The following is a 13,468-nucleotide window of genomic DNA, read 5'->3' as shown; positions in this document are numbered from 1 at the left end:
TAAACAATGAAATGGGATTTATGGCTGGAGCGCGCCAAACCGCTGGTGCCCGTGATTGTTATCAATGATCTCGACGGTGCTGTGCCGATGGCGCAGGCCTTGGTTGATGGCGGTGTGCGCTTGTTAGAAGTTACCTTGCGTACCGAACATGGGTTAGAAGCAATTCGCCTGATCAAGCGAGAGGTTCCTGATGCTATTGTGGGTGTTGGCACGGTAACCAATGCCCGCCAGCTCGAAGATGCACTGAACATGGGCGCAGAATTCGCAGTAAGCCCCGGAATATCACAGGAACTACTGGATTGTGCTCGTAATTGGGGCGGAGCCTATTTGCCCGGGGTAGCGACGCCCAGCGACGTTATGCAGGCGCGCAACGCGGGTTTTAAACATCAGAAGTTTTTTCCGGCAGGCGCTGCCGGTGGTATCGACATGCTGAATGCGTTATCCGGTCCCTTTTACGATGTTCAGTTTTGTCCTACCGGGGGTGTCGGAAGCGATAATTATCGCCGTTATATGTCCCTGAGTAACGTTTTTGCCGTTGGAGGCAGCTGGCTAACTCCAAAAGAAGCAGTTTCGGCACAAAACTGGCAAGCACTGACAGCATTAGCGATTGCCAGCTGATCCCGGTTCGAACTTCCAGAATCAGCGGCTGGCGAAACAGGAGAACTTATGTCGCACGCTGCTTTTGAACATTTCCGGCAACGGTTGACGCGTATCTACTCGTCAACGGACCATTCTGCGCAACAGATTCATGGTATCAGTGAACGTTTGTTGGCGCGCTGCCAGCAATTTGCTGAAACACAAGGTAAGGAAATCACCGCCCCGCCAGAAAGCTGCGATAAGCAGCGCTGGAGTCAGGATGACGTGATTCTGATTGCCTACGGTGACAGTATTCGTAAAGCGGATGCTTCGGAGTCACCGTTGGTCACACTGAAAAAATTCTTAATTCAGCAGTTATCCGGAACTGTAAACAGCGTCCATATTCTTCCTTTTTTTCCCTTCAGTTCCGACGATGGTTTTTCTGTGATCGATTATCGTCAGGTCAATCCAGACCTTGGAGATTGGCAGGATATTCGTGATATTGCCGAGCAGTTTGATTTGATGGCTGACCTGGTGATTAATCACTGTTCACGGGAAAACTTATGGTTTATCGATTTTATTGGTAATCGCCCCCCCTACGATCAGTATTTTATTGAGTCGGACCCGACACTGGATCTATCTGCCGTTACCCGTCCAAGAAATACACCGTTATTATCACCAGTGCATACCCACGAGGGTATTAAACATGTATGGGCAACATTCAGCGAAGATCAGATAGATCTTAATTTCGCTAACCCGGAAGTGTTGCTGGAATTTGTTGATATCTTTCTGATGTATTTAGAGCAGGGTGCCCGATTTATTCGCCTGGATGCCATTGCGTTTTTATGGAAGCAGATTGGTACTGCGTGTTTGCACTTACCGCAAACCCACGAGGTGGTTAAGTTATTACGGGACATTCTCGATTTTTTTGCCCCGGATGTTGTGTTAATCACCGAAACCAATGTGCCGGTCAAAGAAAATCTGAGTTATTTTGGCGCCTCTGACGAAGCCCACATGGTATATCAATTTGGCTTACCGCCGCTGGTCTTGCACGCTCTTAATCGGGGCAATGCCAGTTTCCTTACGGACTGGGCACTGACTATCCCGAAGTTACCGACTGGCTGTACTTACCTGAATTTTACCGCCTCGCATGATGGTATTGGTGTGCGCCCGGTGGAAGGAATTCTGCCGGAACGCGAAGTTCAGGATCTGATTGACTGCATGCATCGTTTTGGTGGTTTCGTCAGTATGAAAGCCAATTCCGATGGCACTGAAAGTCCCTATGAAATTAATATCACGTTATTCGACGCCTGCATGGGGACGCGGCGTGGTGTGGATCATTTTCAGGTACCAAGATTTATCTGCTCCCAGGCAATTATGCTGGCAATGCAGGGTATTCCGGCTGTGTATATTCACAGTCTGACAGCCACACCAAATGATCTCGCTCACGTTGAACAAACAGGGCGTACACGTTCCATTAACCGTAAAATCTGGGACGAAGAAGAACTGCTGTTATTACTCAACAATCCCGTTACCCCACAAGCTGAAGTGTTTACAGAGTTACGGCGGATGATTTCGATACGACGGCAGCAACTGGCATTTCATCCCCAGGCGCGCCAACAGGTGATTAAGATCAATTCCGACCTGTTCATCATTAAACGCACGGCGTGCGATAAATCTCAGTTTATTTATGCCATCTCTAATGTGACAGAACGTATTCTTAAGCTGCCATTGGCCAGTTTGGGATTCCTGCCCCATGGCTTGCAGGACTTGTTAAGGCCGCAGAGTGACGTTATCGACCATGAGTTGTTGCTGGCACCGTATCAAAGTGTCTGGCTGGCTGAAGTGAGTTAATTGATTGCTTGCGGGAACTTAAGTCGATCGCCAGCGTCTATCTTGGACTCATAGTGGTATAACAAACACGGGAATTCGTATGTTGAAAACAATGAAAAGCGTACTGTTAACAGTCATCAGTATCGGCATTTTACTGCTGATCGGTTGCAGTCTCCTGGATATCAGCGCGACGGATGAGGACAAACTGCAGCAAATATCGTATTCGGATTTGGCGCACAGTCCGGTAAAAGTAGGTAAGCCTGCCCCCGCGTTTACGCTGCCAGATTCTGATGGTAATCCAACGAGTTTGGTGGACATTAACAGTAAACAACCGGTACTTCTGCTGTTCTATCGAGGTGACTGGTGCCCCTTCTGTATGAGCCAGCTGGACTCGATTAAAGCCGTGTTGCCGCAACTGAAGGAGCAGGGGATTCAGGTGATTGCAATCAGTCCGGATGAGCAGGCAGCAGCCAAGAATACTCGTCGCCAGTTTGGGCAGGGCTTTATTTTTCTGAGTGATGAGGATTCGAGTGTGATCAGCGAGTTTGGCATAGCGCGCGACGATCAATTACCACATCCGGCCGTCTATCTGATCAAGCAAGGTGGTGAAGTCGCCTGGTTTTACGCCAGTGAAGATTATAAAAAGCGTCCAACCGGTGACCAGTTGATCGATATTGTTATGAATCGTTTGTGATGATGGTCTAACGCCCATTTTATTCATTAATTGATACACTGGCGCTTTGTTTATTCAGAGTTGGATTTATGTCTGCCGAACGCAAGGCGCTGGTGTTTGCTTTAATTGCTGTACTGCTATGGTCAACGGTTGCCACCGCTTTTAAGCTGGCACTGGTGGGGCTTTCTCCACGCTGGTTAGTCGCCATCGCCAGTCTTGTCTCCCTCCTTTTCTTGTCTGGCTATGTGTTATTAACCTCGCAGCTCGATTGTGCGTTATCTGCCTTAAAGAAATCTAAGTGGTTTTATTTGCGTCAGGGACTGAGTAATCCGCTTATTTATTATCTGATATTGTTCCAGGCGTATGACCTGTTATCGGCGCAACAGGCACAGGCGATCAACTATACCTGGGCACTCACCATGAGTTTGCTGGCAGTGCCATTATTGGGGCACTCGTTATACCGTCGGGATATCGTGGCATTGTCGCTGGCTTATCTCGGTGTTTTGGTGATTGCCACACGGGGGAACGTCTTTTCGCTCGAATTCAGCAGTCTCAGCGGCGTTATGCTGGCGTTACTGAGTACCATCGTCTGGGCTTTATATTGGATCTGGAATATTGATCGGGAAGAGCGACCGGAGATCAGTTTATGGTGTGGTTTCCTGATAGCAACACCGGTGGCTTTTTTGATTGCTGTTGCCTGGGATGGCTGGCCAATCAATGTTGGGCAATCGGTTTGGGCGGCGATGTATGTTGGTTTGTTTGAAATGGGAGTGACTTTTCTGCTTTGGCAAAAAGCGCTGACACTGACCAGTCGCGCGGCATCCATCAGCTCACTGATATTTTTATCGCCATTTTTATCGTTAGTGTTTATTAATCAGATTCTGGGAGAGGATATTCATTCTGCAACGTTTATCGGGCTGACGCTGATTGTCTCGGGCCTCGTGGTGCAGAAAATAAAGGTACAGAGCACAAAAAAGCCCGCATAACAGTAATCTGGCGGGCTTTCTTCGACGGTGACGCTGTGTAATCAGGCTTGCAGCAATTTAACCGCTTTTTTAGAAATTGGTTTGGCGCTGTAAGCCAGACCCAGCTTGTTCAGATAATCCATGCGATCCGCTTTTAATGGATTGATCTCTTCCAGTTCTTTACCACAGGCCTTGTACACGTCCTGCAGGTGTTTGATGTAAGCATTACCTGGCTCCATGAGCAGAGCCGCACCGCCGGCGTCGGTTTTGACAGAGGCGTTTTCTTCCTCATTCAGCGTTACTTCAAACACTACCGGCGTCTCACCGTTACTGAAGTAAAGGTTACGACTTTTGGTTTTCTGATCTGCCCAATAATAAGCCAGTTCTTTACTTTGAGTCAGAAATACCGGGTCTTCTGCCGTAAATGCAGGTGCCTGAATGGTCTGCAGCGTGCTTTGCATACGTTTCATCAGTGCAGTATCACCACCACCAACCAGCCCCTGATTGGTCACAGACTGAGTCAGGCCGGATGAGGTGCCGTGGTACCAAACATTGTTGCTGGCGAAGCCATCGTCTGACAGCAGCTCTGTTGCGTCTTGTAAGGCCTCTGGGATGTTCAGTTCAGTCATAACAAAATCCGGATGATTAACAGGTTCAATTTAACGGCGCGAATGATAACAGGGAATAAACTATAGGTCATAAGCATGGCTTAAATGTTGGCCATAATCCGTGTTTATGTGTCTGACTTATGTAGCCGTTTGCTCAGCTGACTGTAAAGCAGCAAGTAGGCAACGGAACATAAAAGCGAAGTCAGTGTGCCCCAATGCAGGCCGAGCATGGGATACAGGCTACTGACAGCCAGACAATAGACCACCAGTGCTCCAATACCGTCGGGATAATGCTTAATACTGGTAGCCAGGATACGGGCGCCATAACTGATGTGCAGAATCAGCATCAGAGGGAAAAACGACACCGGGAAAGCTGCCAGTAAACCGGCTCGTTCCGGTCCCAACAACTCCGCCAGGCCGGTAATCAAAAGGATGGATATTGTGGCAATACTGGCGCGAAATAATAGCGTCAGCCAATTATTCGACCATATTCCCTGGGGCGCTTGTTGAATCTGAGTCTCCTTAATGGGCTTAAATACGGTGCGGAACAGCAGGATCGCCGCGAACACCACAAGAAAATTCAGCCCCCGGTGTTGTGGCAATGTGTGCAATACGCTGGCAGCGAGCAAAAAGCATCCGAGTGCACTGATAATCGCCAGTGGCAGAAAGCGTAGCGATGGCTTACGTTGAATCACTTGCTGGTAACCCCAGGCAAAGCATATAGCCGCTGTCAGCCCAGGCAGTGTGTACACTGCGCTTTGTGCGGCAAACTGCTCGCCTTGCTGCCACCCGAAAAAATACAGTGCGATGGCTGTACCTAAAGGAAAGCCCGCTAATAAACCGGCATGGCGAGGGCTCAGCCGTTCCGCTACTTTGGCTAATAGAATAACGGTTAAAAAAGTGACCAGAATTTTGGCAGCAATCAGCACTGGAGTAACTCAATACGAAGGTGTGGTTATTGTGTCACAGATTAGTGCTGGTACGCAGTTGGATTAAAGCAGCAACCGTTTTTCGATCCGTGTAAACTTACCAGCCAGCAGAGAGTCAGGCATGTCATGAACTTTTCAAAGCCGCAACACGATGCTGCGGAAGCATGGTAGGGCAACGATGGCTTGCTTATGCGGTGGCTGAAAGCTCATGGTATTTCTGACTGAGTAAGTACTTCAGGTATCAAAAATTTCGATGAAAACACTCCTTGTTATTGGTTACGTCTGGCCAGAACCGAAATCTTCTGCGGCGGGTAGTCGTATGCTGCAACTTCTTACGGCGTTCCAACAGCAGGGATATTGCATTGTGTATGCGTCTCCCGCAGAGGAAAGTGATCATGCGGAAGATTTAGCGCGGTATCATATTCGTGCTGAAAAAATTGAGCTAAACAGTTCCAGTTTCGATGAGTTTGTTGTCAGCCTGAATCCACAGGTTGTGATGTTTGATCGTTTTATGATGGAAGAGCAGTTTGGCTGGCGAGTTGAGAAGTACTGCCCCGACGCTTTGCGTATCCTCGATAGTGAAGACTTACATTTTCTTCGTCACGCACGTCATGCGGCACTCAAAACCGGTAACCAGAATCTGACAGTGCCACCGAATCCTATTCTTTTTTCGGACATGGCCAGGCGCGAAATTGCAGCGATCTTACGTTGTGATATTACACTGACCATTTCAGAGTTTGAGATGGCATTGCTACAACAGCAATTTAATATCCCTGCTGATATTCTGCATTATTGCCCGTTTATGCTGGAGCAGGAAAAAGCACCGTTTGAACTGCAGTCGTATGAGCAGCGTCAGCATTTTATATCCATTGGCAATTTTCGTCATGAACCAAACTGGGACGCGGTTCGTTATCTGAAAGAGGCCATCTGGCCATTAATTCATGCACAATTACCTGAGGCACAATTGCATATTTACGGTGCATATCCACCTAAAAAGGCCACTCAATTGCATAATGAAAAACAAGGATTTCTGGTCAAAGGCTGGGCAGACGATGCCTTGGCAGTTATTGCCGATGCCCGGGTTATGTTGGCGCCTATTCGTTTTGGTGCAGGACTAAAAGGCAAGCTCATTGATGCTGCATTGTGTCATACGCCAGCCGTTACGACTCCTATTGGTGCAGAGGGAATTTATGGCACTGACCCTCAGCTTGAAAAGGCCGCAAGTATTTTCGACTCCCCCCAAGAGTTTGCTGAAGTTGCGATTGAGCTATATCGCAATCAGTCGAAATGGCAGCCGTCTGCAGACGCTGCTGCCCGTGTTATTGGTCAGCGCTTTGCCTGTGCTGAACATCAGCATGCCCTGTCACAGAAAGTAGCGCAGGTGTTGGCCAGGTTGGAACAACACCGGCTGAATAATTTTTACGGCAGTATGATGCGCCATCATAGTCTGAAAAGCAGCCAATATATGTCGCAGTGGATTGAGGCTAAAAATCAATTGAAAAACGGCAATGACGTGACCGGGTAATGGGTTGATAGAAGATACTGCCCCTTATGTATCTAAGTCGGGTTAAAATTCCCGGCTGACACCCAGTGCAAACAAATAATATTCCTTGTCATAAAAATTGATATTAGATTGGTTCTCGCCGCCGCTGATTAATGTATCCACTATCCATTTGTTGCCTAATAACTGATGAAAGCGAACGCCTGCAGTAACATTAACATCTTCATCCTTACGCCTTTTATCAAATATTACATGATGATTTTTATAGTGACTGCTGCGGTAAGTCAGTTGTGCATAATATTCTCGGTCATCACTGATGTGATACAGGCTTAAGTTCCCTCCGGGCAGATTGGCATCCATATTGTTCTGTTGTCCGTATTGTTGCGTATAGCGGATACCGCCGATCAGGTAGGTTTGCGGAGACATCATATTGATAAACTCCACCGCGACATCATGTTGGCTATTATCTCTGATGAGTTGCTTTTTTTGCGCTTGCGACAGGTTGTTGAGACTGCTTCCCGAGCGTTCCTTATTAATCTGTGTGTCGTTATAGCGATAACTCAGCGATAAACTACCGTAGAGCAGATTCTCGATATCGAAACCCATGCCATTCGTTTCTGCCTGTGTCGTGTTACGCTTATCGCCACTGGCGAACGGGTCTTGCCAGACCGTATTGCCGTTTCCTAATGCCGCCGGACTGATGATCAGGCTGACCTTGGTTCCCGTGTGAAAACGATGGGAAAATCCAATTTCACTGAGGTTGGTAAACTCCGACGTAGGCTCTGAACTGCTGCGCCAGAATACGTCATTCTGACCTTGATTAAAGAGATAGCCCAACTCGACGTTCGGCATAATAAAACCGCTGTTAAAACTTGGATCACGACGATTCAGTTCGTCGGTGCTGGTTGAGTTAATACGTGCATTATCGGGTGTCACAATATCTTTACCACTGGCTTTCAACCCGCCGGTTAATAGCTGTATTTCACCATAGAATCCAGTTTTCTGCTGATGCTCTGCGGGCATACCAATACTGATAAGAGGTATTGTTAAGGCTGCAATCAGGGTCAATCTATGAGAGGTTCGCATCATGGGTGTCTCTGTTCAAATAACAAGATAGGTTGGTGCCACTTTAAATGCGCTAAACTGAAACTGAGCTGAACAACAAAGCTCATAAAGTAAGTTAATAAAAACGTTACAAACTCTACTTCGGTGAAGAGGTGTTGTGACCTTGACCGACGACCCTCCTTATCGCAATCTGTAAAACCTGAAATCCCAAATAATTACGCTAGGAAGACTCTTATGAAACTGTACGATGCCGATTACGCTCCCAGCCCCCGACGTGTCCGTATGTTTATGGCGGAGAAAGGTTTGAACGATGTTGAGCGTATTAAGCTAGATCTGCCTAAAGGCGATAACCTGAGCGAAGAGTTTGCCGTTAAGAACCCTCTGAAAAAAGTACCGGTTCTTGAGTTGGATGATGGTAGCTGTATCAGTGAGGCTGCTGCCATTTATCGTTATCTTGAAGAAACCTGTGACGGCCAACTGTTGTTGGGTGAAACAGCAGTGGAAAAAGCGGTGATTGAAATGTGGGATCGCCGAATAGAATTTGCTTTTTTGGTACCCGTATTTCAGAGTTTCCAACACGGTTCGGGTATTTTTAAAGATCGGATGACACCTGTGCCGGAGTGGGCGGATGAAGCGCGCAAGAATGCTGCAGCATTTCTTACAATTCTTGAAGAAGGTTTGACCGAGTCTACTTATGTCGCGGGTGCTGCTTTTTCGGCCGCAGATATTACTGCAGTGGTCACACTCGACTTTGCTAAGGTAATTAAACTGCGTCCGGGGGAAGAGCACCCCAATATTCTGCGCTGGTACGAACTGATGAAGCAGCGCCCATCTTATTCAGCCTGAATCTGATTTACCGAACGTTATAAGGTCGGATTGGTCATAAGCTTTTTTATCTTCCACAAAAAACGCCGTCATATTTTTATCAATATGACGGCGTTTTTTAGTCAGAAATTATTCTTTCAGACGTTTATTCAACACCCTGAGAGCGCAAATATTCATCATAAGTGCCGTGGAAGTCGACAATCTGATTATCTTTAATCTCGATAATACGGGTCGCCAGCGACGATACAAACTCTCGGTCGTGGGATACAAATACCAGAGTTCCTTCGAACATTTCCAGTGCCATGTTTAAGGATTCAATCGATTCCATATCCATGTGGTTGGTTGGTTCGTCCATCAGCAGGATGTTGTGATCGTGCATCATCAGCTTACCAAACAGCAGGCGACCTTTTTCACCACCCGAACACACTTTAACGGACTTTTTAATGTCGTCCTGATTAAACAACAGACGACCTAAGGTGCCACGAACGGCCTGGTCATCGTGCTTTTCAGTTTTCCATTGTTCCATCCAGTCAAACAGGTTGGTCGCTTGTGGAAACTCGTATTCGTGGTCCTGAGCGTAATAACCGATATTGGCATTTTCCGACCATTTGATAGTGCCAGAATTCGCTTCGATACCGTCCTGATCGAAACCGTTTACCAGACATTTCAGGAAGGTGGTTTTACCGGCGCCGTTGGCACCAATCACGGCAATCTTTTCACCTGCTTCAATCATCATATCGGTGTTGGCGAACAGAGAGTCACCTTCAAAGCCATGAGACAGGCCTTCAATCTCCACCGCCTGACGGTGTAGCTTCTTCTCCTGATTGAAGCGGATATACGGGTTCTGACGGGTAGACGGCTTGATATCGTCCAGCTTGATTTTGTCGATCTGCTTGGCACGGGAAGTCGCTTGTTTTGCTTTCGATGCATTGGCCGAGAAGCGGCTAACAAACTGCTGTAGCTCGGCAATCTGTGCTTTCTTCTTGGCGTTTTCAGATTGCTGACGCTCACGGGCAGCGGTCGACGCAATCATGAAGTCATCGTAGTTACCCGGGTAGATTTTGATATCACCGTAGTCGATATCAGCCATATGGGTACAAACAGAGTTCAAGAAGTGACGATCGTGCGAGATGATGATCATCGTACACTTCATGTCATTGATGATGCCTTCCAGCCAACGAATGGTGTTGATGTCCAGGTTGTTGGTGGGTTCGTCGAGCAGCAGGATATCCGGGTTGGAGAACAGCGCTTGAGCCAGCAAAACCCGCAGCTTCCAGCCAGGAGCCACTTCGGTCATCGGACCCTGATGCAGTTCAGTTTCGATACCGGCGCCTAACAGCAGTTCACCGGCACGCGATTCTGCGGTGTAGCCATCCATTTCCGCGAACTCACCTTCGAGTTCAGCGGCGCGCATGTAATCTTCCTCGGTGGCTTCCAGATTAGCGTAAATTGCATCACGCTCTTCTTTGATGGCCCACAGTTCCTTGTTACCCATCATCACGGTGTCGAGTACGGTGAACTCTTCAAACGCGAACTGATCCTGGTGCAGTTTGCCCAGGCGCTCATTTGGCGTGATCGACACATTACCCGCGCTTGGCTCCAGTGAGCCGTCGAGGATTTTCATAAAGGTCGACTTACCACAGCCGTTGGCGCCAATCAGGCCATAACGGTTGCCGTCGCCAAATTTAACGGAAATGTTCTCAAACAGTGGCTTGGCGCCAAACTGCATGGTGATATTCGCGGTTGAGATCACAGCTTTATCCCGGATGAATCAGTGTTTTGAAAGGGCGCGACTATACCTGAAAAGACGGTTAGAAACACGTGAAAATTGGTGAGTAATTGTGCAATTCTGAGGCATCATCATCGAGCTACTGCCCAAACAGTTAAAGTGTCAACGAATATGCTGAAGCGCTTTTGAACTTTGAGTGACAAAGGGACTTTTATATCATCGATGCGTTCGGGTAATAGCTGAATCATCCTGTTGCCGGGTTCCGCTCCCTCAGTCTATCACGGCTCTGATAATGGGCTATCCGACTCCGTTCGTGCGCTCTGTGTTGATTGATTTTTCACTACTTGCTCCAATGTTATGGTTTGAATCTACTTGTGTCATTGAGCAGCGTGTTTGGGTGGTTGACACTGCTACCGATCCTTTCGCGGTTGCGGCTTATATAACCACTACATTGGGAGTGGTGGTTTTGATGCTGGAGATGTGCTGTTTCTGATATTATCAACAACGGTTATCAACCAATTTTGTGTGATGCCAATGTGAGTACTTCATACGTTTGGCATTATGACTTTGTTCGCTATCGCCTGGAGTTGGAGTCAATGACAGTGACGCGATGCCGTCTTCTCAGTGGTCACTGGCAGCCCTGGCTGTCTTATTAATAGTGAGTTGAAAGGTCATCAATATTTCTTACCAATAGACCTTTTAGTAATTTTAATCGCTAGTACTATTTTTTCAAAAGGACTTCTTGTGGGCATCTTGTGGTTCATCAATCGATTATTAATTTTACTATTTTCCTGTGTATTTCTTTCTGGCTGTTCTAACTCTGAATCGAACCATTCTGGAGATGACAAGATATCCATTGTTGTTGATTTTCCGCCGGAGAACAGCAATCTGGCCCCTCAAAAGCCTGAAGATGAGCGCAAAAATAACAGCTTACGCGTTAAGGGTCGGTTGATTGATATTGTATCTGGCGACAAACAGCCATCGGATGTCGCCTCTTTTGTCATCCGGGCTGCCAATAGCGAATCGGATAAAACGATATCATCGGCTATTCAGTGGCAAACTGAAAACCGTGGGTATTGGTTTGCAGATATTGAACTGCTGAGAGGGCCTGCTGGTAACATCCTGTCTGAACAGCAGTTTGAGGTAGAAGTGCGTTGGGTGGATGGACAGGCAAACTCTGTTGATTATCAATTTATGCAACAGCCGTTTTTAACAAGTCCGAGAAAAGCAATCTATTGGCCGCAAGAAGATTCATATTTGGTATGGGACAGTGCTCATCGGGCAATCTTTTTATTGTCAGGTGAGTCTGACGAACGCCTTATTTATCAGCTTGAGTCGGTTGTTAGCGCCAGTGAACCAATATCAGTATATGTTAACTGGGTATTGGATGAAGCAGATCAAAAGCTATATTGGCTTCAGAGTTACAGTGGTCAGTCGCAATTAAAGGTAATGAATCTGTCTGATTTTTCAGCCCGAGATAGTGATGCGCTACCTGCACATCTGAGTTTTGGTAATAACTCTGCAGATAAGGTTGAATGCGATGGTATTGGCTATTCCATTAATTGCAAGTTGTTGCGAGAAGGTGAGAGTGAGATTCAGGTTATATCCAAAACCCCTGAACTGACCGCAAGTATGCCTTATATTTTCCGTTCTGCTTTGGGTGTCGATGAAGACTATATTTTGTTTACCGACTTCCATAACTTATACCGGTTTAATCTGACTTCTGGAGAGCCGGAAGTTGTTTGGTACAGTCGTTATTTTTCTTATCAGGATATAGCCAATTGGTTTGATTATCAGGGGCAGCAGTATCTGACAATAAAACAGCTGAATGGTGACTGGTCGCTGTTCCGATTCGATACTGCTAATCAGTTGATAAAAGTACATACATTTTCCGGTGCGATCGCAGGTGACATTCAGTACGCAGGCAGCGAAGTAAATGATCATGGTTTGTCTCACATAATGAAGCTTGAATCTGGTATGTGCGAGTTAGTGACGATCAATTACATCAATAACTCGAAACAAAGCCGACCTGATTTGTCGTCACCTTGTTTGCTGGGAAGCCCTAGGTTTACTGTCGAAAGCGATGTTTTTTTCGGTATGTCAGTATTCGAAAATTCCGGGTTTTATTATTTGAACAGTATTCAGGAAAGTAGCCGTTCAGCTCCTGCAGTTTATCGTACACCGATATCTGGTGATTCAATTGGCTGGGAACTCTGGCAGAGTGATGGTGTGGTATTCGATATGGAAGCCTCCAGTGTTGCTGTTAGGCGCCTTGATGGTATTTCAATATTTAACTCCGATGGTGATGTCAGTTCATTTAATTTTTCGGAACTGGGTCATGATGCTGATGATCCTTTGAGCCCTTTTATTAATAGTGTGTCATTCGTACGCTTGCCAGTGATTGATCAAGAGAATTCAAGTGCGCGAGAAGTATTTCGCAGGGAGGTGCTTGGCAGTGTTTATCAGGAGTTATTCGATGCTTTTGGCGATAACCTGATGCATTACAATTGGTCGAATCAGCAAACGGCGTTGGTGTCGCGAGTGGAACCAGGCATTGCTGGATTTGCTTATCATTACCTGAATGAAAATAAGCACGGTTTGTGGTTGGGGTTAGGTGAGCGTGGTGTATTTATTGAAGATAAAGACTCAGGAAGACAAGCCTTGCTGTCGTTAACGTTCGAATAATAATAACAGTAATAAAGAAGTGGGCGAGTTTGCACACTTCTTTACCGGTAAGATCTTTTCGTTACATCTCTTTACTAGG

General features: G+C 46.8%; 11 protein-coding genes. 7 read left to right on the top strand and 4 right to left on the bottom strand.

Annotated features, from left to right (window positions below; all coding sequences use genetic code 11):
• Positions 1-6: 6 nt before the first annotated feature.
• The 4 genes from eda to MK185_07170 all read left to right on the top strand — a co-directional run bounded on the left by eda (position 7) and on the right by MK185_07170 (position 4,068).
• A complete protein-coding gene (gene eda, locus MK185_07185) occupies positions 7-618 on the top strand; it encodes a bifunctional 4-hydroxy-2-oxoglutarate aldolase/2-dehydro-3-deoxy-phosphogluconate aldolase (protein MCH2040401.1) in 612 nt (203 codons plus the stop codon).
• Between the two features lie 48 nt (positions 619-666).
• Positions 667-2,430, top strand: coding sequence for a sugar phosphorylase (locus tag MK185_07180; protein MCH2040400.1), 1,764 nt, complete (start codon positions 667-669; stop codon positions 2,428-2,430).
• 79 nt (positions 2,431-2,509) lie between these two features.
• Complete coding sequence (locus tag MK185_07175; GenBank protein MCH2040399.1) at positions 2,510-3,103, top strand: peroxiredoxin family protein; 594 nt, start codon at positions 2,510-2,512, stop codon at positions 3,101-3,103.
• Positions 3,104-3,171: 68 nt separating this feature from the next.
• Positions 3,172-4,068, top strand: coding sequence for a DMT family transporter (locus MK185_07170; protein MCH2040398.1), 897 nt, complete (start codon positions 3,172-3,174; stop codon positions 4,066-4,068).
• 41 nt (positions 4,069-4,109) lie between these two features.
• Here MK185_07170 and MK185_07165 read toward each other — a convergent pair whose 3' ends face one another.
• Both MK185_07165 and MK185_07160 read right to left on the bottom strand, forming a co-directional pair.
• Entirely contained in the window at positions 4,110-4,676 is a 567-nt protein-coding gene (locus tag MK185_07165) for a hypothetical protein (GenBank protein ID MCH2040397.1), read from the bottom strand.
• Positions 4,677-4,780: 104 nt separating this feature from the next.
• Positions 4,781-5,584: a hypothetical protein gene (locus MK185_07160; protein ID MCH2040396.1), complete on the bottom strand. Its 804-nt coding sequence runs from the start codon at positions 5,582-5,584 to the stop codon at positions 4,781-4,783.
• Between the two features lie 253 nt (positions 5,585-5,837).
• Here MK185_07160 and MK185_07155 point away from each other — a divergent pair, with 253 nt between their 5' ends.
• A complete protein-coding gene (locus tag MK185_07155) occupies positions 5,838-7,109 on the top strand; it encodes a glycosyltransferase family 4 protein (protein ID MCH2040395.1) in 1,272 nt (423 codons plus the stop codon).
• A gap of 42 nt (positions 7,110-7,151) precedes the next feature.
• On the opposite strand, the gene MK185_07150 is transcribed toward MK185_07155, so the two are convergent.
• Positions 7,152-8,174 (bottom strand): DUF2860 domain-containing protein, encoded by a 1,023-nt coding sequence (locus MK185_07150; protein MCH2040394.1) that lies wholly within the window; start codon positions 8,172-8,174, stop codon positions 7,152-7,154.
• Positions 8,175-8,384: 210 nt separating this feature from the next.
• On the opposite strand from MK185_07150, the gene MK185_07145 reads away from it, so the two are divergent.
• On the top strand, positions 8,385-8,996 hold the full coding sequence (locus MK185_07145; GenBank protein ID MCH2040393.1) for a glutathione S-transferase: 612 nt from the start codon (positions 8,385-8,387) through the stop codon (positions 8,994-8,996).
• Positions 8,997-9,120: 124 nt separating this feature from the next.
• Here MK185_07145 and MK185_07140 read toward each other — a convergent pair whose 3' ends face one another.
• Positions 9,121-10,728, bottom strand: coding sequence for an ABC-F family ATPase (locus MK185_07140; protein MCH2040392.1), 1,608 nt, complete (start codon positions 10,726-10,728; stop codon positions 9,121-9,123).
• 720 nt (positions 10,729-11,448) lie between these two features.
• On the opposite strand from MK185_07140, the gene MK185_07135 reads away from it, so the two are divergent.
• Positions 11,449-13,389, top strand: a complete 1,941-nt coding sequence (locus MK185_07135; protein ID MCH2040391.1) for a hypothetical protein — start codon at positions 11,449-11,451, stop codon at positions 13,387-13,389.
• Positions 13,390-13,468: the final 79 nt, after the last annotated feature.

The sequence above is a fragment of the Saccharospirillaceae bacterium genome (assembly GCA_022448365.1).
Lineage (GTDB): Bacteria > Pseudomonadota > Gammaproteobacteria > Pseudomonadales > Oceanobacteraceae > Bacterioplanoides.
This window is presented reverse-complemented; position numbering and strand designations above follow the sequence as displayed.

What these genes read in the sequence shown, in the direction of transcription:
- MK185_07155 (MCH2040395.1), top strand. Translation starts at nt 5,838, where the DNA reads ATGAAAACACTCCTTGTTATTGGTTACGTCTGGCCAGAACCGAAATCT.
- MK185_07175 (MCH2040399.1), top strand. Translation starts at nt 2,510, where the DNA reads ATGTTGAAAACAATGAAAAGCGTACTGTTAACAGTCATCAGTATCGGC.
- MK185_07165 (MCH2040397.1), bottom strand. Translation starts at nt 4,676, where the DNA reads ATGACTGAACTGAACATCCCAGAGGCCTTACAAGACGCAACAGAGCTG.
- MK185_07170 (MCH2040398.1), top strand. Translation starts at nt 3,172, where the DNA reads ATGTCTGCCGAACGCAAGGCGCTGGTGTTTGCTTTAATTGCTGTACTG.
- MK185_07150 (MCH2040394.1), bottom strand. Translation starts at nt 8,174, where the DNA reads ATGATGCGAACCTCTCATAGATTGACCCTGATTGCAGCCTTAACAATA.
- MK185_07145 (MCH2040393.1), top strand. Translation starts at nt 8,385, where the DNA reads ATGAAACTGTACGATGCCGATTACGCTCCCAGCCCCCGACGTGTCCGT.
- MK185_07180 (MCH2040400.1), top strand. Translation starts at nt 667, where the DNA reads ATGTCGCACGCTGCTTTTGAACATTTCCGGCAACGGTTGACGCGTATC.
- eda (MCH2040401.1), top strand. Translation starts at nt 7, where the DNA reads ATGAAATGGGATTTATGGCTGGAGCGCGCCAAACCGCTGGTGCCCGTG.